Annotated in this window: 22 protein-coding genes; 15 read left to right on the forward strand and 7 right to left on the reverse strand. The window is 51.2% G+C overall.

Annotated features, from left to right (window positions below):
- Positions 1 to 79: 79 nt before the first annotated feature.
- The 9 genes from rpoE (at position 80) to Q0X64_RS12030 (ending at position 8,791) form a co-directional block, all read left to right on the forward strand.
- The gene (gene rpoE, locus Q0X64_RS11990) at positions 80 to 664 is read left to right on the forward strand and encodes an RNA polymerase sigma factor RpoE (protein ID WP_297813366.1); all 585 of its coding nucleotides are present in this window, start codon (positions 80 to 82) and stop codon (positions 662 to 664) included.
- Positions 661 to 1,227, forward strand: a complete 567-nt coding sequence (locus Q0X64_RS11995; protein WP_297813368.1) for a sigma-E factor negative regulatory protein — start codon at positions 661 to 663, stop codon at positions 1,225 to 1,227. The genes rpoE and Q0X64_RS11995 overlap by 4 nt, the downstream gene beginning before the upstream one ends.
- A 6-nt stretch (positions 1,228 to 1,233) precedes the next feature.
- On the forward strand, positions 1,234 to 2,217 hold the full coding sequence (locus Q0X64_RS12000; RefSeq protein WP_297813370.1) for a MucB/RseB C-terminal domain-containing protein: 984 nt from the start codon (positions 1,234 to 1,236) through the stop codon (positions 2,215 to 2,217).
- Positions 2,217 to 2,639 (forward strand): SoxR reducing system RseC family protein, encoded by a 423-nt coding sequence (locus Q0X64_RS12005; RefSeq protein ID WP_297813372.1) that lies wholly within the window; start codon positions 2,217 to 2,219, stop codon positions 2,637 to 2,639. Before Q0X64_RS12000 ends, Q0X64_RS12005 begins: the two co-directional genes overlap by 1 nt.
- Entirely contained in the window at positions 2,639 to 4,063 is a 1,425-nt protein-coding gene (locus Q0X64_RS12010) for a DegQ family serine endoprotease (protein ID WP_297813375.1), read from the forward strand. Before Q0X64_RS12005 ends, Q0X64_RS12010 begins: the two co-directional genes overlap by 1 nt.
- Before the next feature lie 146 nt (positions 4,064 to 4,209).
- Positions 4,210 to 4,911: a response regulator transcription factor gene (locus Q0X64_RS12015; RefSeq protein ID WP_297813378.1), complete on the forward strand. Its 702-nt coding sequence runs from the start codon at positions 4,210 to 4,212 to the stop codon at positions 4,909 to 4,911.
- Positions 4,908 to 6,260: a sensor histidine kinase gene (locus Q0X64_RS12020; protein WP_297813381.1), complete on the forward strand. Its 1,353-nt coding sequence runs from the start codon at positions 4,908 to 4,910 to the stop codon at positions 6,258 to 6,260. The genes Q0X64_RS12015 and Q0X64_RS12020 overlap by 4 nt, the downstream gene beginning before the upstream one ends.
- A 95-nt stretch (positions 6,261 to 6,355) precedes the next feature.
- Positions 6,356 to 8,344, forward strand: a complete 1,989-nt coding sequence (locus Q0X64_RS12025) for a TonB-dependent receptor (protein WP_297813384.1) — start codon at positions 6,356 to 6,358, stop codon at positions 8,342 to 8,344.
- Between the two features lie 168 nt (positions 8,345 to 8,512).
- Positions 8,513 to 8,791, forward strand: a complete 279-nt coding sequence (locus tag Q0X64_RS12030; protein ID WP_297813387.1) for a DUF2218 domain-containing protein — start codon at positions 8,513 to 8,515, stop codon at positions 8,789 to 8,791.
- A 120-nt stretch (positions 8,792 to 8,911) separates the two neighbouring features.
- Here Q0X64_RS12030 and Q0X64_RS12035 read toward each other — a convergent pair whose 3' ends face one another.
- Entirely contained in the window at positions 8,912 to 9,316 is a 405-nt protein-coding gene (locus tag Q0X64_RS12035; RefSeq protein ID WP_297813390.1) for a DUF1043 family protein, read from the reverse strand.
- Between the two features lie 179 nt (positions 9,317 to 9,495).
- Between Q0X64_RS12035 and Q0X64_RS12040 the strand changes: the two genes are divergently transcribed.
- The 3 genes from Q0X64_RS12040 to Q0X64_RS12050 are packed head-to-tail and all read left to right on the forward strand — an operon-like array spanning position 9,496 to position 10,879.
- On the forward strand, positions 9,496 to 9,744 hold the full coding sequence (locus tag Q0X64_RS12040) for an accessory factor UbiK family protein (protein ID WP_297813393.1): 249 nt from the start codon (positions 9,496 to 9,498) through the stop codon (positions 9,742 to 9,744).
- 28 nt (positions 9,745 to 9,772) lie between these two features.
- Positions 9,773 to 10,525, forward strand: a complete 753-nt coding sequence (locus Q0X64_RS12045) for a hypothetical protein (protein WP_297813396.1) — start codon at positions 9,773 to 9,775, stop codon at positions 10,523 to 10,525.
- Between the two features lie 39 nt (positions 10,526 to 10,564).
- Positions 10,565 to 10,879, forward strand: coding sequence for a pyrimidine/purine nucleoside phosphorylase (locus tag Q0X64_RS12050; RefSeq protein ID WP_297813398.1), 315 nt, complete (start codon positions 10,565 to 10,567; stop codon positions 10,877 to 10,879).
- Positions 10,880 to 10,936: 57 nt separating this feature from the next.
- Here the strand turns inward: Q0X64_RS12050 and Q0X64_RS12055 are convergent, their stop codons facing one another.
- Entirely contained in the window at positions 10,937 to 11,569 is a 633-nt protein-coding gene (locus Q0X64_RS12055) for a hypothetical protein (RefSeq protein ID WP_297813400.1), read from the reverse strand.
- A 126-nt stretch (positions 11,570 to 11,695) separates the two neighbouring features.
- On the reverse strand, positions 11,696 to 12,856 hold the full coding sequence (locus Q0X64_RS12060) for a DUF481 domain-containing protein (RefSeq protein ID WP_297813403.1): 1,161 nt from the start codon (positions 12,854 to 12,856) through the stop codon (positions 11,696 to 11,698).
- Between the two features lie 173 nt (positions 12,857 to 13,029).
- Between Q0X64_RS12060 and Q0X64_RS12065 the strand changes: the two genes are divergently transcribed.
- The 3 genes from Q0X64_RS12065 to Q0X64_RS12075 all read left to right on the forward strand — a co-directional run bounded on the left by Q0X64_RS12065 (position 13,030) and on the right by Q0X64_RS12075 (position 18,766).
- The gene (locus tag Q0X64_RS12065) at positions 13,030 to 14,535 is read left to right on the forward strand and encodes a YifB family Mg chelatase-like AAA ATPase (protein WP_297813406.1); all 1,506 of its coding nucleotides are present in this window, start codon (positions 13,030 to 13,032) and stop codon (positions 14,533 to 14,535) included.
- Positions 14,532 to 16,556 (forward strand): DNA helicase Rep, encoded by a 2,025-nt coding sequence (gene rep / locus Q0X64_RS12070; RefSeq protein ID WP_297813409.1) that lies wholly within the window; start codon positions 14,532 to 14,534, stop codon positions 16,554 to 16,556. Before Q0X64_RS12065 ends, rep begins: the two co-directional genes overlap by 4 nt.
- 110 nt (positions 16,557 to 16,666) lie before the next feature.
- Complete coding sequence (locus Q0X64_RS12075) at positions 16,667 to 18,766, forward strand: TonB-dependent receptor (protein ID WP_297813412.1); 2,100 nt, start codon at positions 16,667 to 16,669, stop codon at positions 18,764 to 18,766.
- A 71-nt stretch (positions 18,767 to 18,837) separates the two neighbouring features.
- Here the strand turns inward: Q0X64_RS12075 and Q0X64_RS12080 are convergent, their stop codons facing one another.
- From Q0X64_RS12080 to Q0X64_RS12095, 4 genes are read right to left on the reverse strand one after another with little or no spacing between them, the layout of a single operon-like run.
- A complete protein-coding gene (locus Q0X64_RS12080; protein ID WP_297813415.1) occupies positions 18,838 to 19,281 on the reverse strand; it encodes a YaiI/YqxD family protein in 444 nt (147 codons plus the stop codon).
- Between the two features lie 4 nt (positions 19,282 to 19,285).
- The gene (locus Q0X64_RS12085) at positions 19,286 to 19,609 is read right to left on the reverse strand and encodes a Na+/H+ antiporter subunit G (protein WP_297813418.1); all 324 of its coding nucleotides are present in this window, start codon (positions 19,607 to 19,609) and stop codon (positions 19,286 to 19,288) included.
- Positions 19,610 to 19,611: 2 nt separating this feature from the next.
- Entirely contained in the window at positions 19,612 to 19,881 is a 270-nt protein-coding gene (locus Q0X64_RS12090; protein ID WP_297813421.1) for a K+/H+ antiporter subunit F, read from the reverse strand.
- The gene (locus tag Q0X64_RS12095; protein ID WP_297813424.1) at positions 19,881 to 20,369 is read right to left on the reverse strand and encodes a Na+/H+ antiporter subunit E; all 489 of its coding nucleotides are present in this window, start codon (positions 20,367 to 20,369) and stop codon (positions 19,881 to 19,883) included. The genes Q0X64_RS12090 and Q0X64_RS12095 overlap by 1 nt, the downstream gene beginning before the upstream one ends.

Below are 20,369 nucleotides of genomic sequence, written 5' to 3' on the forward strand. Positions count from 1 at the left end.
AACAAAGTTAAATCGAGATGGTCAATCAAGCTGTTCATAAACACGAGCGCTGGCGTGTCGGTATAAGCTGGAAGATAGGATGAATGCAGATCAAGAGCTAGTACGACGCGTACAGGCAGGTGATAAAAAAGCGTTTGACTTGTTGATCATGAAATATCAACAGCGGATTATCCATGTGATTACCGGCTTTGTACATGACCCGGTTGAAGCCATGGATGTGGCCCAGGAAGCTTTCATTAAAGCTTATCGCGCGCTGCCCGGCTTTCGCGGCGACAGCGCCTTCTATACCTGGCTGTATCGTATTGCTATCAATACTTCAAAAAACTATCTGACAGCCGCATCCCGCCGGCCTCCGGTGACGGATGTGGATGCCGGTGATGCCACGATTTATTACGACGCGCCGGAATTGAAGGAATTTCAAACCCCTGAAAACAGTCTCATGAGTGATGAATTGCAACAAGCGATTCATGAGGCGATTCAGGAATTGCCGGAGGATACGGCAACAGCCATCAAACTGCGGGAGTTTGAAGGCTTGAGTTACGAGGAAATTGCACAGGCGATGGATTGTCCAATTGGTACAGTGCGTTCCCGTATCTTTCGCGCCAGAGAGGCAATAGATAAACAGGTCAAAGCAGTGATGACGGGTGGAGAGGAACAACAATGACTGCCAAGCAACAAGAATTATTGTCGGCATTTGTCGATGGAGAATTAAACCAACAAGAACTGGATGAGCTTTTGTCACTGATGGATTCTGATGAGAATGCCAGAGCTGACTTTCTCAGTTACCAGTTTTCCAGTGATGTATTACGAGGCTATACCAGCCGCAGTGAACCTATCGATCTAAGCAATCGTATCAGCGCTGCTCTGGAGTCTGAACCGGCTCATCAGTCAGCTAAAGCGGCTGGTGAAAAAGCCCGCGTTCTTAAATTACCGGACTGGTTCTGGAAGCAAACTGCCGGACTGGCTGCCGCAGCATCGATTGGTGCACTGGCTGTCGTCGGCGTGATTGATCAACCACAGAACTCGGTGACACCGGAACTGGCCCAGGCGCAACCCCAGCCGCAGGTGATTCAGCAACAGCCAAATGTCGCTGCTTCCAACCGCTGGACGGTGGGCGAGCGTGAAGTGGAAGACCGGCTCAACAATTATCTGGTTGACCATAATGAATATGCTGGTGCCTCTGGTCTGTTCTCCTATGCCCGCGTCGTTTCATACGGTGAGGAGTAACATTTGATGCGTTTTTTGCTTCACCTGTTTCTGGCAATGGCGCTGGCCTTACCGGCAGCGAGTTATGCGGCTGACGATGAAAAGGCCATCCAGATCCTGGAACGAATGACAGAGGCAGCAAAAAATCTCACTTATGAAGGCGTCTTTGCCTACCAGTCAGGTAAGAACCTGCAGTCGATCCGAATCTACCATCGTGCTGATGCGCGTGGTGAATTGGAGCGGCTCATTTCACTTAACGGTGCTGCACGCGAAGTCATCCGCAGTAATGATATGGTGACCTGTATTAATCCTGAAGGGAAGCAGGTCAATGTCAGCCGCCGGCCCCTGGGGCGCGGCTTTCCCAGTGACCTGCCGCGGCGTTTGAGTTCAGCCACACCGTTCTACGATGTCAAACTGGGCGATACCGATCGCATTGCCGGACGCAAAGCCTATGAGTTGAACATCACCCCGGTGGATGATTACCGCTACGGTTATCGTCTGTGGGTCGATACCCAGACTTATTTGCTGCTCAAGTCAGAGTTGCTGGGCACTGATGGCGATGTGCTGGAAACCTTTGCTTTTTCTTCGATTAATACCGACGTTCACATCCCTGATCACAAACTGCGCTCACAAATGGCTGGAGAAGAGATGACCTGGCACCGTAGTGAACCGGAAGAGCCCATCAATACAGCCACATCCAGCCAACAGTCTCGCTGGCAGACGGGTTGGTTGCCCGATGGTTTTGCTCAGGTGGCGTATCAAACCCGTCTTCGAGCCAGTAATGGCGCTGATGTTGAACAACGCGTCTATAGCGACGGACTGAGCTCTGTTTCCGTCTTTATCGAGAGAATCCGTGCGCGTCATAACCATCTGCATGGCGGCTCTCATGTCGGCGCTATCAATGCCTTTGGCACCATCATGCATGCACATTTTGTCACGGTTGTCGGTGAAGTACCTGCAGACACCGTCAAAAAAATCGGCAACCAGATTAGCTTCAGCGATACCCCCTGATGATTGAGCAAAAAGCTACTGTCATAGGCCGCGAAGGCAATATTGTCTGGGTTGAGGCTGAGCGACAATCCACCTGTAGTCAGTGTCAGGCCCGTAAAGGTTGTGGCACCGGTATGCTTGCCAAACATGTTGGCCAGCGTTTTTCCCGTCTCGCAGTCCACACAGATGAAAAACTGGAAGCCGGCCAGCAGGTCATGGTGTCCATTCCCGAACAGGCGCTGCTGAGCGGAGCACTGATGATGTATCTGTTGCCGCTGATATTCCTGTTTGCTACTGCGATGCTGGCACGCCTTACAGGTGTCGGGGAACTGCTCCAGATAATGGCTGGTCTACTAGGACTGTGTGCCGGATTCTACTGGGTCAAGCATCAAATCAAAGGCCATAATCCCGGCGTCCGTGTTCAAACAACAGAGGATTTCTAATGAGACATAGCAAAACCTGGACAGCAGTAATGATGCTGACGGCTTGGTTGCTGCTGAGCTTTAATGTACAGGCCCGCGCTTTGCCAGAATTCACCGAACTGGTGGCTGAAAACGGTGAAGCAGTCGTCAACATCAGTACCCGCAATAAACAGGAGCAATCGGGACCTTCATCAATGTTGCCCCCAGGCATGGAGATTCCGGAAGGTTCGGGCATTGAAGACTTCTTCAAAAAATTCTTTGAAGGCTCACCAGGTATGCCCAACCCGCGCGAGAAGGAATCACTGGGTTCCGGTTTCGTATTGTCTGAGGACGGCTTCATCCTGACCAACCACCATGTCATTCGTGACGCGGAAGAAATTATAGTTCGTTTCAGCGATCGCACCGAGATGGAAGCAGAATTGCTGGGCAGCGACGAACGCAGTGACATCGCCTTGCTCAAGGTTGATGCCAGCGGCCTAAAGGCTGTGAAGCTGGGTGATTCCAACGAACTGCAAGTTGGTGAATGGGTGTTGGCTATTGGCTCACCGTTTGGCTTTGATTATTCAGCCACTGCCGGTATTGTCAGTGCTCTGGGTCGTAGTTTGCCGAGCGATAGTTATGTTCCTTTCATTCAAACAGACGTGGCAATCAACCCGGGTAACTCCGGTGGCCCGTTGTTCAATCTGGATGGTGAAGTCATAGGCATCAACTCACAAATATACAGCCGTACCGGCGGATTTATGGGTGTCTCTTTTGCTATTCCCATTGATACTGTTATGAATGTTGTTGCCCAGATCAAAGATCAGGGCTATGTCAGTCGCGGCTGGCTGGGTGTTGTCATTCAGGACATGACCCGTGAACTGGCTGAATCTTTCGGTCTTGAAAAACCAACCGGCGCGTTGGTATCCCGGGTTGTTGCTGACAGTCCAGCCTCTGATGCCGGATTCAAGGCAGGGGATGTCATTATGACTTTTGATGGTAAGAAGGTCGAAACGTCCTCAGATTTGCCTCCGATTGTCGGACGCACCAGGGTTAATAAAGAGGTCGATGTTGTGGTCATGCGTGATAATAAACGTGAAACCATTCAGGTCACCATTGACGAATTACCTGAAGAGCAGGATCTGGCTGCAGCAACTGGTAGCAGCAAACCGGGCCGCTTTGTTGCTGAGAATCTGTCGATGGAAGTATCTGAAATCAAACCGCAACAACGTGAGAAGCTCAACCTGCAGGAAGGTGGGGCTATGGTCATGAAAATAGAAAAAGGCCCGGCCATTACCGCAGGTATCCGACCTGGTGACGTGATTCTTAGCCTCAATAATGTTGATGTCAAAGGCGCAGCACATTTGGTCGAAATTGCCATTGATTTGCCAGAAAATAAACAAATCCCTGTACTGATCCAGCGTAATGGTCAGACACAGTTTCTGGCACTGAAAATCGAAAAGTAAGCACCTGAATTATAAGGACTGATAAAGCAGCTGGTCGTTATGCGGCCAGCTGCTTTTTTGTAACTAATGTCACAACTGGGGATTTATTTTTATTGTAGAATCCATTATATTAATAAAAATGATTATCATTAACTTTTGAGATTGTTATGAGCCAGGAAGACAGCAAAGCACGCATACTGATCATTGAAGATGACAACAAACTCAACGAACAACTCCGGCAACTACTCGTCGCAGCAGGCTTTGATATTACCCAGGCCTTCGATGGCGAACAGGGCTTGTTGCGTGCTTTGCGTGAACCCTTTGATCTGATTCTGCTGGATGTAGCCCTTCCCGGCAGAGATGGTTACAGCGTGCTGAAATCCATCCGGCAGAACCGGCAGACACCGGTGATGATGCTGACTGCCCATGGTGCCGAAGAGGAGCGCATCACTGGCCTGCGTAACGGTGCCGACGATTACCTGTCAAAGCCGTTTAATCTTACCGAGTTATTGCTGCGTATCGAGGCGATTCTGCGACGTTCTCTGCCACAGACCAAGCCGGAGAATGTCATGTCATGTCTGCGCCGCGCAGGGCTTGAGCTCGATAAAAGCAAGCAGCAGGTCAGTTTTGATGGCAAAACCATGACCTTCACGCCAATCCAGTTCAAGTTATTGTGGACCTTGATGCAACACCCCAACCAGACTTTGAGTAAACCGGCTTTATACCGGATGGTACTGGAGCGCGAATTCAGCCCCTATGACCGCAGCCTGGATATGCATATGAGCCGGGTACGCCGCAAACTGGTCGCTGCCGGTATGGCGGTGGATCGATTACAAACCGTGCATGGTAGTGGCTATATGCTGCTATGAAGCGGCGGCTTTTGTGGAAACTGAGTGCCGTTATTGTTGCCGGCACCGTGCTCTTGTTCTGGCTGATCCATATCCTCGTCAGTCAGACTGAGCAGCATATGAGCTTTATTGACAAGCAGCACCAGCAAACGCTGCTTGATTATGCTGATAAGGCTGAACGACTCTATTTTTCGGAGGATCAGCAGGCCCTGTCCGACTGGCTGCAAGAGATTCAGCAAAAAGAGCAGACCTGGGTCGCTGTGGTGCAGTCCGATATTCAGCCACAGGCGGGTAGTACACTGTCATCACAATTCACTGAGCGTTTCCGACTGGGGCGCAACGTAGAGTGGAAAATTCATCTCTATTTCAAAGCAAATCCAATCATGGATATGCCCTTTGCCGATGGACGCACGCATTTTCTGATTACCCTCCCACAAAGGATGCGTCCGGGGGCTTACTGGCTTGAGACCAACCTGTTGTTACAGCTTGCGCTGCCGATGATCCTGATGGCGATAATCAGCGTGGTGATTTACCGACATGTGATGTCACCGTTGCGGCAACTCGAGCGCGCCACCCACCAGTTCAGTGAAGGTCAGTTTGATGTCAGGCTGAAAAACAGTCTGGGTAAGCGTAATGATGAAATTACTGCACTGGCCGAAAAATTCGACGCTATGGCAGAGCGAATTGGGCGATTGATTCAGAATCAGCGGCATCTGACCTCAGACCTGTCGCATGAACTGCGCACCCCGCTGACCCGGATTGAACTGGCCTTAAGCTGGGCTGAGCAGAACACACCAGATAGTGAACCACTGAGACGTATCCGCGAAGAATGCCAGCAAATGCGTGATATGGTCGAAGATACGCTCAGCCTGGCCTGGCTGGAAAACGAACAGCCTGAATTACAGAGCGATGAACTGGATCTGACTGATCTGATTGACAGCATCGTTGAAGACGCCCGCTTTGAATTCCCCGAACATCAGATTGAATTAAACCTGCCTGAATTTGCACCGCTGACTGAAAGCAGTGACCGCGCACTGGGTCATGCCATCGAAAACATCATTCGTAATGCACTGAGCCATACAGCTAAGGGTGGCAGGGTAGCAGTCAGCTTGCTCGCTCAGCATGACCATTACGTGGTGCATATCGACGATCAGGGACCGGGTGTTGCCAGTAAATACCTGGAAGATATCTTCAAACCATTCTTTCGCCTGGGAAGAGCCAGCCGTCATAAGTACCACGGTTTTGGCGTGGGATTATCTTTGGCCAAGCGTCAGATCGAGGCGGTTGGCGGTGAACTGCAAGCCACTAATATAGACAATAAGGGCTTACGTATGACCATTACCCTGCCAAAGGGTGTTGTTTCCGGGTAACAAGTCACGGTTTTTGTGACAGAAATGTAACAGTTGTAAAAGTCGTTTCATTTCAATTAACTGCCAATTAAAATGCGACCTTGTTTTATTTGATAATGATTATTATTAACGAGGTTGTTGTGAGTAAGAACTTTAAGCCCATCAGTCGCCCGACTGTCCTCTCAGTCGCACTTTTAACCGCGATGGCTGCACAGACCGCTGTTGCAGAAACTGTCGTGCTGGATACTGTACAGGTCACCGGTAACACCATTACTCCGGAGCTGAACAGCGTTACGTCTGAACAGATTGAAAAAGTCCAGGCCAACGACCTTGAAGATTTATTTGGCCAGTCACCCGAAATTTCTGTAGGTGGTGGTGCTGATATCGCTCAAAAACTCTATGTCCGCGGTATTGAAGATCAGTTGCTGAATATCAACATTGACGGGGCAGTTCAGGCAACCCGTCTATTCCACCATGCGGGGCGTATCAGTATTGAACCAGAGCTGCTCAAACGTGTTGAGGTCAACGCAGGTTCCGGTAATGCGCTTTCTGGCGCAGGTGCGCTGGGTGGTTCGGTCAAGTTTGTGACCAAAGATCCCGAAGATATGCTGAAGCCGGGCGAGGATTTCGGTGGTCTGGTTAAAGGTATGTTCTCCAGTAATACCGACTCTTTCAAAACCAACACCACGCTATTTGGGCGTCTGTCAGATGACTGGAGCGCCATGGTGTCTGCCACCAACTACAATGCCGATGCCTATGAAGATGGTAATGGTGATGAAGTTGAAGGAAGCAAATTCGATCAGGACTTTCTTTTTGCCAAAGTTGTTGGTCATCTTACTGATAGTCAGACCGTTCGTCTGAGTTACCAGAAACGCTCTGATGAAGGGGAAAGACCTTTCAGAACTCAATGGCCTGAACTGCCATGGAACCCGCTGGCGCCTCAGGATCTTGAGCGTGAAACAGTCACCTTCAATTACGAGTTAAATCCGATTGATAACCAGTATGTCGATTTGGATCTGACGGTCTATAACATTGACTCAGAACTCGATCGTGGCGGAGACCGCGCTTATTTCGGTGGCGGTGAAAGTAAAGGCTTTGACCTCAGAAACACATCCATCTTTGGTATGCATAAAGTGACGTATGGTGTGGATTACCGTGAAGATGAGACCCATGCAGGGCCGCCCACAGACAAGAATGCACTGGAAGAAGATGTCAAAGTCAAAGGTGTTTATATCCAGGATGATATTCAAATCACTGATGCGCTTTTGTTAAGTGCGGGTCTGAGATACGACGACTATGAGCTGGACGATGCGGATAACCAAAACTTTGATGAAGATGAGGTGAGTCACAACATTGGTTTGAATTATCACTTTACCGAGAACTGGAGTGCCTTTGCCTCGTATTCAGAAGCCTTCAAAGGGCCAACCTCTCAGGATGCCTACAAATTATTCGGTAGCTACGACGCGGATCTGAAACCCGAAGATGCTGACAACACGGAATTTGGTGTCGCATATGAATCCAGAACTTGGTTCGGTTCTGCCAAAATGTACCGTTCCAACATTGATGACTTGATTGCGGATGAGATCGGTGGTGACGTTGTATTCACTAATATTGGTGACCTCGAGTCAGATGGTTACGTTCTTGAAGTTGGTCGTCGTTGGGAAAACCTGATGGGCCGTCTGAGTTATCACCATAACGATATTGAAATCGCGGGCAGAGATGCAGGTGGTTACTCAACCAACGGTCAGGCAAACACTATCGGTGATAGTCTGGTGGCAACCCTTGATTATCAACTGAACCCAGCGTGGACATTCGGTTGGAATGCGCAGTTTGTGAAAGGGGAAGATAATGTCGATCTGTATGCACCATGGTTCCCAGAAGGTACGACAACGGACAAGCCTGGTTATGCTGTGCATGACTTCTATGCTCAATGGCGTCCGTCTGCAACAGAAGATGTCACCATTACATTGACTGTGCGAAACGTCTTCGACAAATACTATCTAGACCATGCCAGTGTGGCAGATATCGCAGATATCAATGATGGTGTCAGAGGTTTTGCAGAACCTGGTCGAGATGTTCGCCTTGGCATCGCATGGCAGTTCTAAATCACTAACCTTCTGATGTTTGTCAGATTAAGCAAGCCAGGTATTTTTGTGCCTGGCTTGTTTTACTTTAAGCCCCCGATTGATTCGCACTATTGCGTTTATTTAATGCAACCGGGTTAATACAGAAGATTGACTAGAGACACAGGCTGACTGAGGAAACTTTGAATTATGCTGGAAAAACATGCCGTGATTGCGACCGATGAAGCCGCGCGTTTCGCACGTATGCTCTGCAAGCATTTCGCCCACAAAGTCAAAGCTGACTGGGATGAACAACGTGGCTGGGTAGAGTTTGCTATGGGCCGTTGCGATATGCAGGCCAGAGAAAAAGATTTACAGGTTCGCTGTCAGGCAGCCAATCAATCAGAGCTGGAAGAAGTGGCCGATACTATCAAATCACACTTTGATCGCTTTACTCAGCCGCAGGGGCTGGTTTTGGAATGGAGGTGAGGAATGATCTTTGTAATGCTTTATCTATCCTCCTTATGGCTATATATATTCAGTCTAGACTAACAGCGAGAAGAAGATTGATCTCGCTGATGTCTGTGGAGTAGATGTCAACCGATGACTTCAGCGAGTCAACGAATCCTCATCCTGATCTTTGGGATTCATAAAATCCGATCTTGGGTTGGTATCCGGCCCGTCCAGCAGGGCGCCTGCACGTTCGGGCAAGACTCGTTGTTCGGATAAATCACCCAGTTGTTCGTAGCCGACTGACAGGTGATCAAATAACTCTTTGTATGAGCCTGCCATTTCCTTAAACAGGTTAGCGGTCTTGTTGTAATGCTGGTGTACCTGTTCCTGATAGGCCTCCAGCTCCAGTTGTTTCTGGGCCAGCTCCTGTTCATGTAGTTCTTCCACTTCTTTCAGTTGGGCAGTGCCACCTGGTGCCTGACGGCGGCCCAGGGCAAAACCGATCAGGGCAGCGAAGATAATTCCTAGTACAAAAAGGGTCCAGATAGTAGCTGAAGTCATGACGCATTCCGTTGTTGATATAGGTGTAGTCTAGCTAGGGTTGTAGTTGATGACAATGCGTATCTGTCGGTGTTCCGGCCCTTATGTTGTTCACACATTGGCAGCCGGAGTAAATAACAAATTGAGTCTGTCTATGAGTATCGTAGAATGTTCTGTGTTCTGACTCAAAGGAAAACATCATGATAGATACCAAGAAAATCGAGGAAGTCGTCCAAAGCATCACTAATGCGCTGCCACCCGGTCTGGTGCAGATGCAGGAAGATGCGGAGAAGAATATTCGTGCGGCATTAACGTCCACTTTCAACAAGCTGGATTTGGTGACCCGCGAAGAGTTTGATGTACAGACCCAGGTGCTGCACCGCACTCGTGAGAAGCTGGAAGCGCTGGAAAAGCGGGTGGCGGAACTGGAGCAGTCGTCCCGGGAATAACCCACAAAAACGATAATTCGGAGAGACTATGAGACGAGGATGTAAAACGGTATCAGCAGCGCTGCTGATGCTGTTGCCAATGATGCCTGCTGTTCACGCTGAGTCAGTAAAAGACATGACAGAAACAGCCAGCAAACCCAAGCTGGAGCGACTGAAAGGTTTCTGGGTAGAAAAATACGGCCACGGTGTGCTGGCCATTGACGGTGACCTGGCCACCTTGTCTCCCAAGGGCGATCTGAACCTCGACAATCTCTACAATGTTGAGCTTAATGGCGACGAACTGACTTTGACACCGGCTGATGGCAGCAAGAAGTTCAACAAACCCATGACCACGACGGTTGATTGGGAAGAAGAAACCTTCAGCCTTAAAAGAGGCCGCTATCAGTTTGTGCCAGCCCCCAATATCAAGGCTTCTGAGCTGGATGGTTATTGGTATGAAGAAACCAAGACCCGCGGAACGCTGGAAGTGCGCGCCATGGAGTATAAAAATAATGCGTCCAGCTATGACTTTCACTGGTGGGAAGTGAACCCGGCCTATGGCAGTTACCAGAAAGGACTGGATGAAGATGTGCCGATGCAGATCACCAATGGTTTTGTGTTCAGTAACCCCAAAGCAGGGGATGACTATCTGCACTATGCGATCAAGCGGGAAGGTGACACGATTTATTATGTCGACACCAACGGCGCCCAGTGGTCAGAGACCAAAACCGAGACATTAAGGAAATATCAGCCGCCCAAAGGTTATAAAGAGCTCAAAGGCTGGATGACAGGCGAGCAATAGCAAGATATATTGCTGCCGACTTCAAGCTGAGAGAAAACCATGTCTGAATTTACTAATGTCACGGTCACCCGTGAAGCCAATGTCTATTTTGATGGCAAAGTCAGTAGCCGTAAGGTGACGTTTGCTGATGGCAGTTATAAAACCCTGGGCTTGATGATGCCCGGTGATTATACCTTTGGCACTGAGAAAGCCGAGCTGATGGAAATCATGGCGGGTGAGTTGAGTTACCGGCTGAAAGACACCACCGAGTGGCATCAGATTAAGGCCGGTGAGTCGTTTAATATTCCGGCCAGTTCGTCCTTCGATATCAAAATTAGCGAGTTGGTTGATTACTGCTGCACTTACCTTGACTAAAGTTCTTTTATCTAAAAAAAGGCGCCTTAGGGCGCCTTTTTTATGCTTGGTGTAAATCTACAGATCGTCACTGTTGGTGTAACCCTCGCGGATCTCGATTTCAGTGCCTTTGGGGTGCTTTTCCAGAATCATGCTGTTGTTGCCGATCGACAGCTTCATGCTGCTATCGGTGACATCCGATACGGCGTAGGGGGTCTGGTCCAGCAGTAGCTTGTTACCGGTCAGTCGGGTGATGCTGTCATCCGGCTGGGCATCGTAGCTCAGGTCTTCACTGTAGTAGGTGATAAGCCGCGAGCGTGTTTCCATGCCTTTGTCGCTCTGTGTAAAGGTCAAAGCAAAACTAAACTCACCCTGGTGACCAATCCAGGTCGAGTCGGCCAGCATGGTGTAGTCCACGCCGCGCTTGAGCGTGACAGCACCCATTTTCAGATCACCGTTTTCCATCACAGTCAGCGTTTCAGCGGGCAGGGCCTGATCTGAACTCAGATCGAGCGTGCTTTCACCCGCATCATACTGGTAGCGTGCTTCGGTAACTTCATCCTGATTGACGATTAGGAGCCTGTTGTCGGGCAGAAACTCATAGCTTGTGGTGCCATCCGGGGCAATATAGCGGCCCTGGAAGGTGTCATTGCCACAGGCAGTCAGCAGCAAAGGCATCATAAGTGCAAAAATGAAGGTGAATCTTTTCATTGAGACAGTTTTCCTCATTGGAACAAATCAGCGTGAGGGAACAATACAATAAATGCCTGTTTCTTGCATCGACGCGAACAGCAGACACAAAAAAGGCGCCGTTTGGCGCCTTTTCCGATGCATTGCTTAGTCCCAGTCGTAAACCAGATTCATCTGGTAACTGGTATCAGTTTTTTCAGCCTCTGGTGCCGGCATGCTGTTGTATTGACTGCGGACACTGGCTCGCAGTTTCCAGTTTTCCTGTGCCAGCGGCATTTCGCCACCGAAGTTGGTGACTACCAGGTAGTTTTTACCCGGACTGCTGAATGACGGATAGTAGGTAAAGTCATGGAACAGTTTGAGGTGACTGTTCATCCGGTAGTCAACGGCGTAGCCCAGAACGCCGGTCGGATCTTTTTCCGTGGTGCCGTCGCTGTAGCCTTCGTAACGGTAACCCACACCGGCGAAGCCTTTGAACTTGAGGTCTTCTTCACGGATAAAGAAGCGACCCAAACTGGCGGTGGCGATGGCACGCAAATCCAGTTCTTCAAAATCATCGATTTCAAAGTCAGCGGTACCGCGGGCAAACCACATACGGGTGATGTCACGCTCCAGTGAGATACCGGCCAGTTTTTCATTAACAGTTTGCTCACCGTCTTCTTTCTGGTAATTGACTTCCAGGTACATGGCCATGCGTTCGTTATCGGTTTCACGACGCAGATCACCACGGCCGCGGGCACCGAAGCGCTTGGTGTTGCCACTGGCGCCGGTCACACCAAATGCCAGGCTGCCGCTCCATGGGTCACGGAGCTTGTCGCGCTCCTGTTGCAGCGTATTGATGGCCTGTTCGTATGATTCTTTCAGTTCGGCGACTTCCTGATCCTTGGAGGTTTTGATGTCTTGAATTTCCTGTTCGTATTCTTCCTTGACCATGGTCACCTGTGGCTTGGCGGCATCGGTTGCCCAGATGCTACGGATGTTGGCCGGGTTGACATCCACTGTACCAAAAGCGGTCTGGGTCAGCTTGTGCTGGCCGTTGTTGTCAACGGTGAGTTGACCCACAATGCGGTCACGACTGTTGAGTTCAAACATGAACTTTTTGTCGGTAGAAAGTTGCTTGACGCGGCTGAAGTCGAGAGTGACATCGTCGGCGAATGCGGTGTTTATAACCAGCTCGCCATCGGCCACCTGCTTGATGCTGCCTTTAAGCAGGCTGCCGTCTTCCAGCACGACCTGGTCAGCCAGCACAGGTGTGGCTAGGGTGCTTGATATCAGAAAGAAAAGCGTCCTCAAGCTGGGCTTATTCATGGTATCTCCATTTGATTGGTATTAGTTGTGCGCGACACAAACTAACACATGTGCGTCTCAACTCAAAAGCGACTGGCAGACATAATCCTCATCAAAATAGTTAGGAGTCCCTCACTTCATCCGCTATTTTGATTCTGTTACAGTCCATCCATCGAGACCTCCAAGGATGGAATATGACGATTGCAACCGTTTTCAGTCGGGCGATGACCGGCGTTAAGGCTCAGGCTGTAACAGTGGAAGTGCATCTCTCCAATGGACTGCCCAGCCTGTCGATTGTTGGCATGGCAGAAACCGCGGTTAAGGAGAGCAAGGACCGGGTGCGTTCTGCCATTCTTAATTCGCAGCTCAATTTTCCGCAGCAACGAATCACCATTAATCTCGCGCCAGCTGATTTACCCAAAGAAGGCGGGCGTTTTGACTTGCCTATCGCTCTCGGAATTCTGGCAGCATCAGGTCAAATTCCCGTGAAGGTGCTGGCGGATAAAGAGTTTATCGGTGAGCTGGGGCTGACCGGCGAATGCCGCCCGGTGCGTGGTGTGTTGCCCACCGCGCTGGCAGCAGCCAAAGCCGCTCGCAGCCTATTATTACCGGCAGACAATGCCGATGAAGCCAGTTTGATAGAACAATGTGAAAGTTATGCCGGACATAGCTTGCTGGAGATCTGTGCCCACCTGCACGGTCAGCAGCCGCTGAAAATCAACCGCGGGGCTTCGGTACAGTCTGAGCCGGATTACCCTGATTTGATTGATGTTCGCGGGCAGGGCCATGCCAGACGCGCGCTGGAAATTGCCGCGGCGGGCAATCACAGCCTGCTGTTTTCAGGTCCGCCCGGCACGGGTAAAACCATGTTGGCCAGCCGTCTGCCGGGCATATTAAGTCAAATGTCGGAGCAGGAAGCCGTGGAAACGGCCACCATCCACTCCATCGCGGCTAACGGTTTCAATATCGGCCAGTGGCAGCAACGTCCTTTTCGGGCACCGCATCATACTGCTTCGGCGGTGGCGCTGGTCGGTGGTGGCAGTCATCCCCGGCCGGGAGAGATTTCACTTGCGCATCATGGGGTGCTTTTCCTGGATGAATTGCCCGAATTCGACCGTCGTGTCTTAGAGGTACTGCGTGAGCCGATAGAATCTGGCAAGATCACGGTTTCGCGCGCGGCCAATCAGGCAGAATTTCCAGCCCGCTTTCAGTTGGTGGCGGCGATGAATCCCTGCCCCTGCGGCTATCTGGGCGAGTCCCGCTGCCATTGTACTGAGGACCAGGTTCGGCGTTACCGGGCCAAGGTGTCGGGGCCTTTGCTGGATCGGATCGATATGCTGGTGGATGTACCGGTGGTGGATAAAACCCTGCTGCGCAGCCGGGCCGAAGATCCCACGGCGGAGATGTCCGAGCAGGTCAGAGCCCGCGTCAGCCGGGCCAGGCACCGGCAGCTGGAACGGCAGGGCAAAGCGAACAACGTGTTAGAACAGAAAGAAATAGAGGTTTATTGTCCCTTGAAAGACAGCGATTATCAGTTAGTGGAAAAGGCGATCACCCGTCTGGGTTTGTCGGCCCGGGCTTACCACCGCATTCTCAAAGTCGCCCGTACCATTGCCGATTTGGCCGGCAGCCGTGATATCAACACTGAACATCTCAGTGAAGCGATTGGCTATCGTCGTCTGGAAGCGGCTGGACTGTGAATGATCTGAATCCAGAGCAGCGGGAAGCTGCCCGTTACATCGAAGGACCGCTACTTGTTCTGGCCGGAGCCGGCAGCGGTAAAACCCGGGTGATCACCCGCAAGATCGCCTATCTGATAGAGCAATGCGGCATTAACGCCCGCAATATTGCCGCCGTCACCTTCACCAATAAAGCGGCGCGTGAAATGAAGGAGCGGGTGGCCCAGTTGATGGCTGACCGGAAAGATGTGTCTGCACGTGGTCTGATGGTGTCGACCTTTCACACGCTGGGGCTGAATATTCTGCGGCGTGAATACAAAACGCTGGGTTATCGCAGCGGTTTTTCCATTTTTGATGCCCAGGACAGCCTGTCAGTGCTGCGCGATATCATGGGCCGTGACTTCGCTGCTGATAGTGAACACGCTGAAAAAGTGCAATGGCATATTTCCGAATGGAAAAACCAGCTGATCCTGCCTGAACAGGCCATGCAGATCGCCGAACCCGGCACGCCGCAGTCAGCGGCCAAGGTGTATCCGCTTTATGTGCAGGCACTGAAGGCCTATAACGCGGTCGACTTTGATGATTTGATCCTGCAACCGGTATTGCTGTTTCGCAATCACCGGGAAGTGCTGCAGAAATGGCAGGCCCGCATTCATTACCTGCTGGTGGATGAGTACCAGGACACCAATGGCTGCCAGTATGAGCTGGTTAAGCAACTGGTCGGCATCCGTGAAGCGTTGACGGTGGTGGGGGATGATGACCAGTCGGTGTATTCCTGGCGTGGTGCCCGGCCGGAAAACCTGGCGCAGCTGCAGACCGACTTTCCACGTTTGAAACTGATCAAACTGGAACAGAACTATCGTTCGATGGGCCGTATCCTGCGTGTCGCTAACCAGTTAATCAGCAACAACCCGCACGTGTTCGAGAAACAGCTATGGAGCGCCATGGGCGAGGGCGATCCAATCCGGGTTATTGGTTGTCGTGATGATGATCATGAGTCGGAAAAAGTCGTGTCCGAGCTGCTTTATCACAAGCTCAAACACCAGGCCAGCTTCAAAGACTACGCCATTCTTTACCGCAGTAACCACCAGTCGCGGCCGATTGAGAAAGTGCTGCGCGAGCATAATGTGCCGTATTTCCTGACCGGCGGCACCTCGTTCTTCTCGCGGGTGGAAATTAAGGACATCATGGCTTACCTGCGTCTACTGGCAAACCAGGATGATGACAATGCTTTCCTGCGCGTCATTAACACGCCCCGGCGTGGCATTGGCTCCAGCACCCTGCAGCGGCTAGGCGATTATGCCGGTGAACGTAATACCAGCCTGTTTGGGGCCTGTTTTGAAATGGGGCTGGCTGAGCAGCTACCCGAAAAAGCCGTGGCGAATCTCAGTCATTTTGCTCACTGGCTGGTGGATATTGCCGACCGTGCCAAGCGGGGCGATTTGATGAGCGCGATCCGCGATATGATCGAAGAGATCGAGTATCGCGGCTGGCTGGAAGAAGTGAGCGGCGACCCCAACAAAGCCGAAAGGCGTATGGAAAACGTCGAGGAGTTGCTGAGCTGGATAGATCGCATCCTAGAGCAGGATACCGAGCAGAAAGATATCGGTGATATTGCCGCAAGACTGACGCTGATGGATATTCTGGACAGGCAGGAAGATGAAAACCAGGCCGATGCGGTCCACCTGATGACCCTGCACGCGGCCAAAGGGCTGGAGTTTCCTCATGTGTTCATGATCGGCATGGAAGAGGAAATTTTGCCGCACCGCACCAGTATCGAGGAAGATTCTATCGAAGAGGAGCGTAGGCTCTGCTATGTCGGCATCACCCGCGCCCAGCGCAGCCTGGTGATGACGCTGGCTAACAGCCGCAAGCGTTATGGCGAGAAGATGGAATGTGAAGAAAGCCGCTTTTTGCGTGAACTGCCCTCCGATCACCTGATCTGGATGTCGGAAAAGACCCAGGCTGATCCGGAGGAGCGCAAAGCCCGTAAAGATGCGCATATGTCTAACATCCGGGCCATGTTAAAGCCTGAAGCCTAGTGTGATATGCCGCATCAGTGGGGCAAATCACACAATTTTTTACCTGACTGTTTCATTACAATCCTGAGCTGATTTTAATAGGCCATGGACAGGCACAACGAGGGATAACGATGAAACACTCAAGCTATCAATGGCCGCTGAAAGTGGTCGCCGCCGCCTATCTGACTGCGATTTCCATTCAGGTCCAGGCCGAACACGGCTCGCTGAAACTGCAACCAATTGATGTCGTCGGCAACGCCGTGGCACCCGGTGATTTCGGTATTGAAGCCGATAAGCAGGAAATCCGCCAGACCCCCGGCGGTGTCAGCCTGATTGATATCGATCAGTTGAGCGAAGGTCAGGTATCCAGCCTGGAAGATGCTTTTCGATTTGTACCGGGCGTATGGGCGACCAGTCCCACCGGCACGGACAGCATCTTCCTGTCCAGTCGTGGCTCGAATCTGGATGCCATCAATTACGACACCAACGGCGTGAAACTGCTTCAGGACGGATTGCCGGTCACTGCCGCTGACGGTAATAACCATAACCGTTTTATTGATCCGCTGAGCGCTAAATACGCGGTGTTTGCCCGTGGTGCCAATGCGATGAAATACGGTGCCAGCACCTTGGGTGGCGCGGTGAACTTTATCAGCCGCACGGCCTATGACACCTCGCCGCTGACCCTGTCAGTCTCTGGTGGGAGCCATGGCGAGCGTCTGAGCCGTCTCACGGCAAGCAAGGTTTTCAATGATCAGGTCGATGGTCTGGTTACCATTGAAAACAAGCAATGGGATGGCTATCGAGATCACTCCAAGCATACCCGCACAGGCATTTATGCCAATGGTGGTCTGCGCCTGAGTGACAATGTGTCCACCCGTTTTTACTTCACCAAACTCGACAGTGACGAAGAACTGGCGGGCGGTCTGACCCGTGCTCAGGTTCGTGAAGATCGCGATCAGGCAGGCACTAATAATGGCAGAGATGCCGGTCACTTCCAGTTGGATGTTGATACCTGGCGTCTGGCTAATAAAACCACCTGGGACATTGATAACAACCGCCGCTTTGAATTTGGCGTGTCTTATGAAGAGCAGGAACTGTTTCACCCGATTGTCGCCGGGCAGTTTTTCAGCCTGATGATTGATAATCGTCAGCGTAATCTCGGTACCATGGCCCGCTATCACCACAAAGTAGGTAATCATGATTGGTTAATAGGCATGAACTATGGTGTGACCTGGGTTGATGGCGGGAATTACTTCCAGTCCGGCGGCGTGAAAGGCGCCAAACAGCAGGTCAATGACAACGATGCGAATACCCTGGAACTGGTGGTACTGGATCGCTGGCAGTTTGCCGATGACTGGACCCTGGTGGCCGGGGCGCAAGCGGTTAAAGCTAACCGTGAAGTCCGTGGCAGCGATTTCAACTCAGGGGCCGTGGAACAGACCGAAGATGATTACAACAGTATTAACCCGCGTCTGGGGTTGATTTACCAGTTGAATCAGAACACCAGCCTGTACACCAACCTGAGCCGTCTGTACGAGCCACCGACAACCTATCAGTTGGATGATGGTACGACCACTGATAATGATGCGCTGGATGCGATGGAAGGCGAAGTGTTTGAGATCGGCAGCCGTGGCCATCATGCCATTAGCGACAACAGCCAGTGGGGCTGGGATATTTCGGCCTACTATGCCCAACTGGATAATGAAATTCTGTCAGTGGAAAACCCTCAGCAACCAGGCAGATTCCTCACCAGTAACGCTGAATACACCATTCATGCTGGCATTGAAGCTTTGCTGAGCGCTGATATCGCATTAACCGATAACCGTTACCATCGCCTGACCCCCCTGGTGAGTCTGACCTGGAATCGTTTCCGCTTTGATGACGATGACAGTTTCGGTGATAACACCCTGCCGGCAGCGCCCAAGTTCTCGCTCAAAGGTGAAATGCTTTACCGTCATAAAAACGGTTTCTATATTGGCCCTACCGTGGATTACGTAGGTGAGCGCTATGCCGATTTTGCCAACAGTTATAAGGTGGACTCTTACACGCTGTTTGGTCTGAAAAGTGGCTGGTCCAATCAGAACTTCAAGGTCTTTGCAGAGGTGCGAAACTTGTTCGAGCGTGATTATATTGCCAGCCACAGCGTCCGGGCGGTGGCAGCAGAAGATGATGCCATCCTGAGTCCGGGAGCACCTTTATCAGCCTACGTCGGTGTCGAATACCGCATGTAAGTTATTAATGAGCTAAACAAAATAAGCCGTTGTCTTCGGGCAACGGCTTTTTTTATGGCTGTGGATTCAGTTTATTGGCCGGAAATAATGCGATCGAGCTGGTTAGCAAATTGTTGTCGATCGCGTTGATGGAAAGTTTTCTGACCGCCAGTATCGACGCCGCTGGAGCGAAGGGTATCCATAAAATCACGCATGCTCAGGCGCGCCGCAATATTGCTTTTATCCAATAACTCGCCGCGCGGGCTGAGGCACAAAGCACCACGTTCAATGACGGTACTGGCCAGCGGAATATCAGCGCTGATCACCAGATCGCCCTGACTGACCAGTGCAGCAATCTCATCATCAGCTTTATCGAAACCGGCAGTGACCTGTTTAAAATTAATCTGGCTGTCGGCCGGCATTTTCAGTGGATGATTGGCGATAAACGTCAGGGGCAGGCCGGTGCGGCGCGATGCCCGGAACAGGATCTCCCGCACCGGTCCTGGACAGGCATCGGCATCCACCCAGATATGCACAGCTTCAGTCCTTATCGGAGCGATTCAGCGTGCGTTTATCCTGCCGCACGCGGATATGCAAAGCGGCTTTCGCCATCAGGTGGGCACTGACCGGCGCGGTAATAAACAGAAACAGGGTGACCAGCACCTCATGCAGGCTGAGGTCGCCGGTTTTGAAACTGAAATGCAGGGCAGAGGCTACCAGAATGGCACCGACGCCGAGCGTGCTGGCCTTGGTGGGGCCATGCAGACGCATATAAAAATCACGCAGTTTAAACAGCCCCAGTGAGCCAACCAGCGTGAAGAAAGCGCCGATAACAATCAAAACAGATAAAACAATGTCGAGCATGATTATTCCATGATATCGCCGCGTAGCAGGTATTTACTCAACGCCAGCGTCCCCATAAAACCCATCAGCGCGATCAATAACGCCGCTTCATAATAAAGGGTGCTGTGCAGGTTGATACCGAGCAGAATTAACAGCGCAATCGAGTTTATATAGAGGGTATCCAGCGCCAGGATACGGTCCGGTACATCCGGGCCTTTAAGCAGCCGCGCCAGACTCAGCAGCAGCGCAGCACAGACCATCACAAAAGCGATATTGACGGCATAGTCCAGCATCAGTTGAAAATCTCCTTGAGCGGCTTCTCAAAATGATTTTTGATTTCGTTAATGGTTGCTGTCATATCTTCCACGTGCAAAGCATGAATCAGAAGATAGGACTGATCTTCAGACAAGTCACAACTGACCGTGCCCGGCGTCAGCGAGATAGTGTTGGCCAACAGGCTGATAGCAATGGGTGAGGTCAGATCCAGAGGCAACTGGATAAAACCCGGTTGCAGCTTATCCTGCTTGGTTAGAATCAGCTTGGCTACCACCACATTGGCCACCATGATTTCATAAATCACCACGGCAACAAATTTAGCCAGCAACCACGGCCGGCGGATCACAACCTTTTCCTGCCAGAAGGACGCGGTGAACCAGGGGATAAACATCGCCAGTGCTGCACCCAGCAGCACATGACCAAAGGCTAGGGTATTATTCAGCAACAGCCAGATAATCCATAAAGCCAGGCTCAGAAAGGGATGAGGAAACCATCTTTTCAGCAT

The sequence above is a fragment of the uncultured Methylophaga sp. genome (genome assembly GCF_947259025.1).
Classification (GTDB): Bacteria; Pseudomonadota; Gammaproteobacteria; order Nitrosococcales; family Methylophagaceae; genus Methylophaga.

What these genes read in the sequence shown, in the direction of transcription:
- rpoE (WP_297813366.1), top strand. Translation starts at nt 80, where the DNA reads ATGAATGCAGATCAAGAGCTAGTACGACGCGTACAGGCAGGTGATAAA.
- Q0X64_RS11995 (WP_297813368.1), top strand. Translation starts at nt 661, where the DNA reads ATGACTGCCAAGCAACAAGAATTATTGTCGGCATTTGTCGATGGAGAA.
- Q0X64_RS12000 (WP_297813370.1), top strand. Translation starts at nt 1,234, where the DNA reads ATGCGTTTTTTGCTTCACCTGTTTCTGGCAATGGCGCTGGCCTTACCG.
- Q0X64_RS12005 (WP_297813372.1), top strand. Translation starts at nt 2,217, where the DNA reads ATGATTGAGCAAAAAGCTACTGTCATAGGCCGCGAAGGCAATATTGTC.
- Q0X64_RS12010 (WP_297813375.1), top strand. Translation starts at nt 2,639, where the DNA reads ATGAGACATAGCAAAACCTGGACAGCAGTAATGATGCTGACGGCTTGG.
- Q0X64_RS12015 (WP_297813378.1), top strand. Translation starts at nt 4,210, where the DNA reads ATGAGCCAGGAAGACAGCAAAGCACGCATACTGATCATTGAAGATGAC.
- Q0X64_RS12020 (WP_297813381.1), top strand. Translation starts at nt 4,908, where the DNA reads ATGAAGCGGCGGCTTTTGTGGAAACTGAGTGCCGTTATTGTTGCCGGC.
- Q0X64_RS12025 (WP_297813384.1), top strand. Translation starts at nt 6,356, where the DNA reads ATGATTATTATTAACGAGGTTGTTGTGAGTAAGAACTTTAAGCCCATC.
- Q0X64_RS12030 (WP_297813387.1), top strand. Translation starts at nt 8,513, where the DNA reads ATGCTGGAAAAACATGCCGTGATTGCGACCGATGAAGCCGCGCGTTTC.
- Q0X64_RS12035 (WP_297813390.1), bottom strand. Translation starts at nt 9,316, where the DNA reads ATGACTTCAGCTACTATCTGGACCCTTTTTGTACTAGGAATTATCTTC.
- Q0X64_RS12040 (WP_297813393.1), top strand. Translation starts at nt 9,496, where the DNA reads ATGATAGATACCAAGAAAATCGAGGAAGTCGTCCAAAGCATCACTAAT.
- Q0X64_RS12045 (WP_297813396.1), top strand. Translation starts at nt 9,773, where the DNA reads ATGAGACGAGGATGTAAAACGGTATCAGCAGCGCTGCTGATGCTGTTG.
- Q0X64_RS12050 (WP_297813398.1), top strand. Translation starts at nt 10,565, where the DNA reads ATGTCTGAATTTACTAATGTCACGGTCACCCGTGAAGCCAATGTCTAT.
- Q0X64_RS12055 (WP_297813400.1), bottom strand. Translation starts at nt 11,569, where the DNA reads ATGAAAAGATTCACCTTCATTTTTGCACTTATGATGCCTTTGCTGCTG.
- Q0X64_RS12060 (WP_297813403.1), bottom strand. Translation starts at nt 12,856, where the DNA reads ATGAATAAGCCCAGCTTGAGGACGCTTTTCTTTCTGATATCAAGCACC.
- Q0X64_RS12065 (WP_297813406.1), top strand. Translation starts at nt 13,030, where the DNA reads ATGACGATTGCAACCGTTTTCAGTCGGGCGATGACCGGCGTTAAGGCT.
- Q0X64_RS12075 (WP_297813412.1), top strand. Translation starts at nt 16,667, where the DNA reads ATGAAACACTCAAGCTATCAATGGCCGCTGAAAGTGGTCGCCGCCGCC.
- Q0X64_RS12085 (WP_297813418.1), bottom strand. Translation starts at nt 19,609, where the DNA reads ATGCTCGACATTGTTTTATCTGTTTTGATTGTTATCGGCGCTTTCTTC.
- Q0X64_RS12090 (WP_297813421.1), bottom strand. Translation starts at nt 19,881, where the DNA reads ATGCTGGACTATGCCGTCAATATCGCTTTTGTGATGGTCTGTGCTGCG.
- Q0X64_RS12095 (WP_297813424.1), bottom strand. Translation starts at nt 20,369, where the DNA reads ATGCTGAAAAGATGGTTTCCTCATCCCTTTCTGAGCCTGGCTTTATGG.